Raw genomic sequence first — 9,293 nt, forward strand, 5'->3', positions numbered from 1 at the left:
GACAATTAAGGTAGCAAAAGCTGCCCCTTGTCTGACCGAACTTTCATCCCACCTCTAAAGAGGGTGCTATCGAACCTGCGTGGGCTTTTTCGTTCGGAAAATTTGTAATCGGAGCTTTCAGCGGCGGGATTGTTTCATATTTCCTCGGGGCAAAAGCTGCCTTTCTTATCAACATTGCATCATTTCTAGGCGCCGGCTGGATTATTTCGACTTTGCCTAAAACAGGGCAGGAGACAATGCCACAGTTTATTAAGACATAAAAACGGGAAAGTTACCTGGACCTGTTACCGGTTATCGCCACTTCTTCTTTCCTTATCATGCTTATGCTGTTTGAAATGATCATACCACTGATTAACGGCATAGAAAACGTATTGTTAAGCGTATATGCTGTAGAAACATTTGGCATGCAAGATTTAGGAGTCGGCATTTTGTATAGTATTCTTGGATTAGGCCTGATTATCAGTCCAATGTTAACCAGGTTAATAAAAACCCGTTATTTGCTTTTTGTATTCCTGTGCATGATCGGTGAAGGATTCATTCTTTCTGCCATAAGCCAGAGCAAATTTTTCTGGGTAGCAGCTTTGCTTTTTGGAATCACAGCTATATTCAGCGGAATTGGAAACACACTCGTTGATACGGTAGCAATGGAAACTATACCTTCAAAGTGGCACGGAATGTATTTTGGGTTAACGTCCATGATCTCGAACACTTTCATAGGGATCTCCATGCTTCTTACTGGAACAGCATTAGAATGGTACAGCCCTCGATTGGTTGGTTTTTTTGGCGGAATGCTATATATTTTCGCCGGAATAATTTTCATATTGTGGGCCATTAAATACAGCTTGCAAGAAGAAAAAGCAAAATTACTTCAAACCTAGATTCCCAGATTGTATAACGAGGACCTTCAAAACCCTTGAAAACAAAGGACATTGCCACGTTACAAAATCAGTTATATATAACGAGTTATTATTAAGAAAAAACGTTATAAACATTGTAAATAAAGGCTTTCACAACGAATTCTCGTTACAAATTTCGGGAATGCAGGTTCAAAAGGCTACATGACTAAGAAAGGATAAGAAGTCATGAAAAAAAGAACGGGAGTGAATCCTCGTTCTTTTTTCATCTCGAGAGAATTTTATTCTCCTTGGTTAAACCCAGTGCGGTACCATATCCATTACATCTGCTTGTGCTTTCTAACTCACACGCATTTCTGTAACAATCATAGCCATATCAAAAAGCTAGCAGTTTCTATCATATTAATATCCAGTGCTATCAATATGTGGAGTTTCCTGTCATAACACATGATATACATGCTTTGATAAGCTTTCCAACTTATCGGATCATCGTTTTTCCTGTCTTATTATCTTCTAGACCATCAATCAAGACAGCCGGCTGTCTCTATATGTAATGACAGCAAAATCGTGTTCCATACCAACCCATTCTCCAGTCTTGTTTCCAATGCGATTGATTCATAAAAGCAGGCTAAACCCTTACCTGAAATTTATTAGCATTTCCTTATTCCCATCATTGGTTACTTCCACATTATATAAATGACAAGCTACAAAATGATCCTTATCGATTTCCTGCCAGACCGGTTTTTTCACGGCGCAGACTTCCATTGCGTGTTTGCATCTTGTCCTAAAAACACATCCGCTTGGCGGGTCCATCGGACTAGGCAGCTCTCCCTCAAGAATGATGCGTTCTCTCTGGTCTTCCACATCAGGGTCCGGAATTGGGATGGCTGATAATAATGCCTGGGTATATGGGTGAAGCGGTTTTTTATATAATTGACTGCTCGCGGTCAGTTCAACGATATGGCCAAGATACATGACACCAATCCTGTTGCTTATTTGCTTAACCATAGAAAGGTCATGAGCAATGAATAGATAGGTCAACCCTTTTTCCTCTTGCAATCGTTTCAGAAGATTCACTACTTGCGCTTGTACAGATACATCCAGGGCGGAAATCGGTTCATCAGCAATGATAAACTCTGGGTCGAGCGCAAGTGCTCTTGCGATTCCTATCCTTTGACGCTGTCCGCCACTGAACTCATGAGGATAACGATTGGCATGATCCCGATTCAAGCCAACATCCTCGAGCAGTTGATAGATACGTTCAAGACGTTCCTTTCTATTTGGAAATAATCCATGGACTTCCATTGGTTCAGCTATAATTTCTTTGACTGTGGCTCTCGGGTTTAAAGAAGCGTACGGATCCTGAAAAATCATTTGCATCTGCTTGTAAAAATGGAATTTCTCTTTTTCAAATAATGAATGGACATTCTTTCCATTAAAAATGACTTCTCCATCTGTGCGGTCATACAGGCCAATCATGGTCCTTCCAGCAGTGGATTTGCCACAGCCGGATTCTCCAACAAGCCCAAATGTCTCCCCTTTATAAATATCAAAGGATATACCATCCACAGCTTTCAGAACTCCACTTTTCCCCATGGCAAAATACTTTTTTAAATTTCTGACACTTAATAGAATTTCTTTATTCATCATTATGCCTCCGTATTCATCCAGTAGCGTCTAGCTGCACAGAGTTCTTTTTCATAGATTGTACCTTCGAGTGGAATAATTTCAATTTTTTTGCCGGTTTTTGGAGAATGTAGAAGTTTTCCATCTCCATAATAAATGCCTACATGATGAATTTGTCCTTTCCCTTCTTCATATGCGAAGAAAAGCAAGTCCCCTGGCAGGATATCCTGAATTTCGATGTTTACGCCGGCTGCTGCCTGTTCATGCGCATCCCTTGGAATACTATATCCATTGGCCCGGCACATATTGTAGCTGAATCCGGAGCAATCATATCCATAGCTGCTCATGCCTCCCCATAGATACGGCAGTCCAAGAAATTGTTGACCTGCCGCTACGATCGAATCGCCATTCTTTTTTGGAATTTCCTTTTCAGATGGATGGATTTCAACATCCTCTGTACGCAAAATCCCAATTCCTGTCGGCGTCTTGACTCGGATGCGGTTGGCAACATCCTCCACGACAGGCAGCATTGTCTGATAGCTTAATTCCAATAATTTTTCATTTTGTTCTGAATATAGCAAGGCTTTCTTGGATGTAACGACAGCGATTTGCCCTTTTTTACTATACCAATCAGACTGTTGAATCAACTGAGTCTTTGGGATCCAGCCTGGATAACCTCTTTTGTCTTTGTTTGAAGGCTGGTCCGGGATAACGACATAAGCCCAATCTTCCTTTTCATCAAGGATCAATACCTCTTGGCCAAATAAAACTTGAGATTGAACGAGATGATTATCACATAACTGCAGCCTCGATTCATACGTGAGTTTTTCTAGCCACTCTTCAAGATTAACTGTAGCTGATATTGCATTTTCATCCATGTCCCTTGGAGAATCATACGAAGTCCAAAGAGTTGCTACCGGGACATTGACGAGCCAAATTTTATTGCTTTCCATTGATCATTCCTCCTTCAAAAGGACTTGTTCAATCCCGAGACCTGTTCGTTCGGGTAGTGTTATCTCTCTGCCGTTATACTGAATGCCGCCAAATATTGATTCTTTTGCTAGCATTAACGGTGCATCAAAATCAAAGCGGGTGATGTTTTTCTTGCTAGCAGCAAAATGGGCAGCAGCCGTAATACCAAGCTTGGTTTCGATCATGCTTCCTACCATGCATTCCATCCCGGCCGTTTCAGCCATCTGGTTGATGATTTGAGCCTGATAAATTCCGCCTGATTTCATTAACTTTATGTTAATCAGATCAGCACTTCTCCTTCTGATCACCTCAAATGCCTGTTTGGGTGAGAAGACACTTTCGTCGGCCATAATCAATGTATCAACTGAATCGGTGACCTGTTTCAGGCCGTCGAGGTCCTCGGCTTTTACGGGTTGTTCTACCAGTTCGATGTCCAGGCCTGCATCCTCCATCCTTCGAATTGCCCTGACTGCATCTTTTGGTTTCCACCCCTGGTTCGCATCAAGTCGAATTTTGATCTCTTTGCCGACCCTGCTGCGGATTTCCTTGATCCTCGCAATGTCTGTAGCTATTTCGCCAATACCTACCTTAACCTTAAGGACATTGAACCCATTTTTTACGTATTCAACTGCATCCTCACCCATCTCTACAGGACTATTCACGCTGACAGTGAAATCCGTTTCAATTTTATTCCTGAAGCCGCCAAGAAATTGATAGAGCGGAAGTCCGCTATGTTGAGATAGGCAGTCGTACAATGCCATATCTACAGCTGCCTTCGCACTAGTGTTATTAACAAGAATCGTTTTTAATCCCTGAAAAATAGCTTCATAGTCAAGGAGATTTTGTTTTACTAAGAAAGGGCGGATTGCATCATTGATTCCCGCCTCAATGCCAGCAAGACTGTCTCCTGTAATCACCAGGGTCGGTGGTGCCTCACCCCAGCCGACAATCCCATTATCGCAGGTGATTTTTACAAAAATTGCTTCAGCAACCGTAACTGTACGAAGAGCTGTTTTGAAGGGCTTATTCAGAGGGACCGTTGTTCGGAATGTTTCCATTTTTTCCATAATCATTTTCTTGTCTCCTTCGGTACTAGTTGATGCCACTCTCGACAATTAACCTTTTTTCAACAGTATCCATTTTCGCAATCGTTCCGAACGGAACTCCGATATGCGGCGAACAATGCCCCATTTTAAATCCCTTTAGTGTAGGTCTGCCCGCGAGTTTTACATAGTGTTCAATGACTTCCTCAAGGGATAACGACAGCTCTCTTTCCGGAACACAATCATGAAAGTCACCTACAATAATTCCCGATGTCTCTTGAAGTTTCCCTGCCATATGCAACTGATTAAGCATCTGGTCAACAGCCCTTGGTTCTTCATTAATTTCTTCGATCAACAGAATCTTGCCTTTTGTATCAATTTCAAACGGCGTTCCCATCGAGCTTGAAAGGAGTGACAAATTGCCGCCGACTAATGGGCCTTCTGCAGAACCCTTTACTAGCTCTTCTATTTGCGAAAAATCTTGATCATATTGCAATTCTGTCGGCTGGAATAACTGTCGGAATGTCTCTTTGGACAGTGGATGGGCACCTTCTTTTCCAATATCGGAGGCAAGCATGGGACCATGGAAGGTGACAAGACCTGTCTGCTGCCGAATGGCTGTGTGTAAAAAAGTAATATCGCTGTAACCCCAGAATATCTTTGGATGGTTTTCCATTAGTTTATAATCAATAGCTGAGGCGATTCGAGCCGTGCCATAACCGCCTCCTGCACAGATAATCGCTTTTACCTCGTCATCAAGGAACATTTCATGCAAATCTTCCAACCTCGCATGATCATTACCTGCAAGATAACCGTATACTTCATACAAGGACTTACCTAATTTATAGTTCAGACCTAGATCTTCAAGAAAGTCCAGGCCCCGCTTTAAATTTCCCTTATTAGGTGGGCTTGCTGGCGCAATGACTGCAACAGTATCCCCTTTCTTTAGGCGCTCGGGTTTAATTGCCATGTCCATCAACTCCCTTTGATCATTGAATTATTTTGGACAAATCTGGTGAAAACACTCTTTTTTTCCTGGAAAACAGAGAGTCATATGTTAAGTATGTACAAGTAAAAAAGAGAGGTGTTCCAAGACGAACACCCCTTTCTTAGAAAAGTTACTTCTTATCGGCCCACTTCAATTCCAGATATCCTACCGGGTGACGAACAACATCTGTTACAGCTTCATTCTGAAGATATACCTGATTATAGAAGTGAACAGTGAAGAAAGGTGCTTCTTCAAAAAGAATCTTTTCAGCTTCGTACATTAATTCAAATCGTTTCGTTTCATCCGATTCGTTTTTCGCTTTTTGAATCAGATCATCATACTTCGGATTTCCCCAGCCTGTACGGTTCATGGAATGTCCCGTCTGGAAGTTTTCTAGGAAGTTTATTGGATCTGCGTAATCAGCAAGGAAAGAACTTCGAGAAAGTTGATGCTTTAATGCCTTCTGTTCTTCTGCGAATACATTCCATTCCATGTTCGCTAGCTTGACTTCTACTCCAAGGTTTTCTTTGAACATTTGCTGCAATGCTTCTGCGATCTTCTTATGCACATCACTTGTGCTGTAAGTCAGGGTAACTTCAGGGAGCTCGGTATATCCTTCTTCTTTCATTCCCTTTTCTAGCAATGCTTTAGCTTCTTCAACGTTTGTTTTGTTAAAGTCCCCATTTACTTCACGGAAATCTTTACCAGATGGATCTTTGAATCCCGGCGATACAAATCCATAAGCAGCTTTTTCTTTGTTCTTTGTGACAAAGTCAACGATCTTTTGCTGGTCAACAGCAAGAGCAAACGCTTTCCGGATATTAACGTTTTGGAATGGTTCCTTCGTAACGTTAAAACGGTAAAAGTAATCTCCTGCCTGGTCTTCAACCTGCACTTTTCCTTCTTTAAACAGCTTTTCACTCAGTTCTGCAGGAACGTCTGAAACGTCAAGATCCCCTGCCTGATACATTTGATATTCCGTATTGGTATCATCCACAATCGCCCATTCAATGCGGTCAAGTTTAACATTTTTCGCATCCCAGTACTGGTCGTTCTTTTTCATGACGAATTTTGTGTCATGCTCCCAGCTTGCCAGATTGAAAGGCCCGTTTCCTACAAATGAATCCGCTTCGGCGAACCATTTTGGATTTTCCTTCGCAACTTTTTCATTGATCGGGAAGAAAGCCGGATTGGCAATCACACTGAGAAAGTATGCTTGTGGACTTGTTAAAGTAACTTCGAACGTTTTATCATCAACAGCCTTTACTTTAACATCTTCAGCAGAACCCTTTTCACTGTTAAATTCCTCTCCGCCTTCGATAAAATAGCCGAGGAAAGCAGCTGCTGATCCAGTTGCAGGATCCAATAGTCGCTTCCATGCAAATACGAAATCATTTGCTGTTACATCATCACCATTAGACCACTTTGCATCTTTACGAATATGGAATGTGTAAGTCTTACCATCTTCAGATACATCCCACTTTTCTGCAGTTGCAGCTTCCGGCTGATGATCTTTGCCAAGTCTCGTCAAGCCTTCCATCAAGTTGTTCAAAGAATTCCATGATGCGGAATCAAAACCGATTGGCGGGTCAAAAGATGTAGGCTCCTGGCCGTTATTCAGGTAAAGTACCTTTTCTTCGCCTTTGTCCCCACTGTCTTTTCCATCCGTCTCTTTGCCAGCGTCATTATTTGCCGTACATGCGGCCATCGTGAACACAAGAAATGCTGCCATTAACATCGTTAAAATTTTCTTCACTCTGTTTCCCCCTCGTATGTTACTTTTTTATCAAAAGGCATAAGCCTATTTGACCACTATTTGGTTGCCAGCAACTTCTTGGCCCGCACGTCCTGAAGCCAGCAATCTACTCCGTGGCTATCCGATAGGCAGGTCTGATCCGGATATACTCTGTCACATACCGCCATCGCATACGGGCATCTTGCTGTAAACGGACATCCCACAGGCGGAGAAAACAAATCTGGCGGCGTGCCTCCAATTGGAATCAATTCCTCTTCTTCTATATCTAAACGCGGCACAGAATTCAATAATCCTTTTGTATATGGGTGCTGCGGATTATAAAAGATTTCTCTTCTCGTACCTGTTTCGACGATCTTGCCGGCATACATAACGGCAATCCGATCAGCAACTTGGGCAACTACTCCGAGATCATGGGTAATTAAAATAATCGATACGCCTGTCTTTTTCTGAATATCTCTGAATAGTTCCAGAATTTGTGCTTGGATGGTCACATCAAGTGCAGTTGTCGGCTCATCGGCAAGCAAAACTTCCGGCTGGCACACTAGCGCCATCGCAATAACGATTCTTTGCCTCATACCTCCACTGAACTGATGCGGATATTGTTTTAGCCGGACATGAGGACTGGAGATCCCGACAAGGGACAGCATATCAACCGCTACTTTTTTCGCCTGCTCTTTGGTCAGCTTCATATGCTGCAGGATTCCTTCAGTAAGCTGGTCACCGATCGTCAAAGTTGGATTCAGTGCGGTCATCGGATCTTGAAAAATCATTGAAATAGCGGACCCGCGAATTTTTCGCATTTCTGGATCTTTCAATTTTGTCAGGTCTTTCCCTTTATAAAGAATCGAGCCTCCGTCAAACTTCCCTGGCGGTTCTGGAATCAGTCTCATGATGCTTTGCGAAGTTACACTTTTTCCGCATCCAGATTCTCCAACGATAGCCAAGGTTTCTCCTTTATGTAAATCAAAAGTGACACCGCGGACGGCTTTTACTTCGCCGCCGTATGTCTTGAATGAAACATGAAGATCTTTTACTTCGAGTACTTTTTCCATGGTGCTTACCTCCTTAGCTTCGGATCAAGCGCATCCTGAAGCCCATCACCTAACACATTAAATGAGAACATCGTCAAAGAGATGAAGAATGCCGGAAAAAACAGCCTCCACCAATCACCCGATAATATTACTGGCAAAGCATCGCTAGCCATTGAACCCCAGCTCGCAAGTGGGGCCTGGATTCCAAGACCAAGGAAGCTAAGGAATGCTTCAGCAAAGATTGCTGATGGAACGGAAAGGGTAATTTGTACGATGATCGGGCCCATCGTATTGGGAAGAAGATTTTTACGGATAATCCTCCCTGTTTTAGTACCGAATGTCTTAGACGCCAACACATATTCATAATTTTTGATTTGCAGGACCTGTCCGCGGACAATCCTAGCCATTCCTATCCACCCTGTTATCGTCAACGCAAATATGATCGTTGCGAGACTCGGTCCCATCACGACGCTGATTAGAATGACCACAAGCAAATACGGCAGTCCATAAAGAACCTCAATGACCCTCATCATGTAATGGTCTGTCCTGCCACCCTTGTAGCCTGCAATACCGCCATAAATGACGCCAATGAGAAAATCAATCAAGGCCGCTGCAATCCCCACGAACAAGGATATCCGTGCTCCGTACCACGTACGCGTGAATACATCGCGCCCAAGTTCATCGGTCCCAAACCAATTTTTACTTGATGGCGAGAGGTTCTGGTTGATTAAATCCTGATGGTCGACTGTATGTGGTGAAATGAGTGGTCCGAAAACAGCCATGAATGTCAAACCGGACAAGAAAAACAATCCCATCATGGCCAGTTTATTTTTCAGGAGGCGTCTCCAGGCATCCTGCCAATAAGACAGACTGGGCCTGACAATGGCTTCTGCTTCTGAGTCACTCTTTTCAATAGGAACAAACCAGTCATCGGGAATCGACGAATTTGCCTGATGTTCCTGATGTTTTCGCAGAGCCATCATTTTTCCTCCTTTTTATGCATATAGACGGAACTAAAGATTT

Annotated in this window: 8 protein-coding genes; 1 reads left to right on the forward strand and 7 read right to left on the reverse strand. The window is 42.8% G+C overall.

Features of this window, described 5'->3' with window-relative positions; all coding sequences use genetic code 11:
• Positions 1-335 precede the first annotated feature (335 nt).
• Positions 336-878, forward strand: a complete 543-nt coding sequence (locus tag UB32_RS00955) for a hypothetical protein (protein WP_128721461.1) — start codon at positions 336-338, stop codon at positions 876-878.
• A 612-nt stretch (positions 879-1,490) separates the two neighbouring features.
• Here the strand turns inward: UB32_RS00955 and UB32_RS00960 are convergent.
• The 7 genes from UB32_RS00960 to UB32_RS00990 form a co-directional block, all read right to left on the reverse strand.
• The gene (locus UB32_RS00960; RefSeq protein ID WP_044390475.1) at positions 1,491-2,501 is read right to left on the reverse strand and encodes an ABC transporter ATP-binding protein; all 1,011 of its coding nucleotides are present in this window, start codon (positions 2,499-2,501) and stop codon (positions 1,491-1,493) included.
• A gap of 2 nt (positions 2,502-2,503) precedes the next feature.
• Complete coding sequence (locus UB32_RS00965) at positions 2,504-3,433, reverse strand: C40 family peptidase (protein ID WP_044390476.1); 930 nt, start codon at positions 3,431-3,433, stop codon at positions 2,504-2,506.
• Positions 3,434-3,436: 3 nt separating this feature from the next.
• Positions 3,437-4,525, reverse strand: coding sequence for a dipeptide epimerase (locus tag UB32_RS00970; RefSeq protein WP_044390477.1), 1,089 nt, complete (start codon positions 4,523-4,525; stop codon positions 3,437-3,439).
• 19 nt (positions 4,526-4,544) lie between these two features.
• Positions 4,545-5,465 (reverse strand): S66 peptidase family protein, encoded by a 921-nt coding sequence (locus UB32_RS00975; protein WP_044390478.1) that lies wholly within the window; start codon positions 5,463-5,465, stop codon positions 4,545-4,547.
• 148 nt (positions 5,466-5,613) lie between these two features.
• Positions 5,614-7,239 carry a peptide ABC transporter substrate-binding protein gene (locus UB32_RS00980; protein WP_277813867.1) on the reverse strand — a complete coding sequence of 542 codons (1,626 nt, stop codon included), beginning with the start codon at positions 7,237-7,239 and terminating at the stop codon, positions 5,614-5,616.
• A gap of 56 nt (positions 7,240-7,295) precedes the next feature.
• Positions 7,296-8,291 (reverse strand): ABC transporter ATP-binding protein, encoded by a 996-nt coding sequence (locus tag UB32_RS00985; RefSeq protein WP_044390482.1) that lies wholly within the window; start codon positions 8,289-8,291, stop codon positions 7,296-7,298.
• 5 nt (positions 8,292-8,296) lie between these two features.
• Positions 8,297-9,250: an ABC transporter permease gene (locus tag UB32_RS00990; RefSeq protein ID WP_044390483.1), complete on the reverse strand. Its 954-nt coding sequence runs from the start codon at positions 9,248-9,250 to the stop codon at positions 8,297-8,299.
• Between the last annotated feature and the right edge of the window lie 43 nt (positions 9,251-9,293).

It is taken from the genome of Mesobacillus subterraneus, assembly GCF_000934845.1.
Classification (GTDB): domain Bacteria; phylum Bacillota; class Bacilli; order Bacillales; family Cytobacillaceae; genus Mesobacillus; species Mesobacillus stamsii.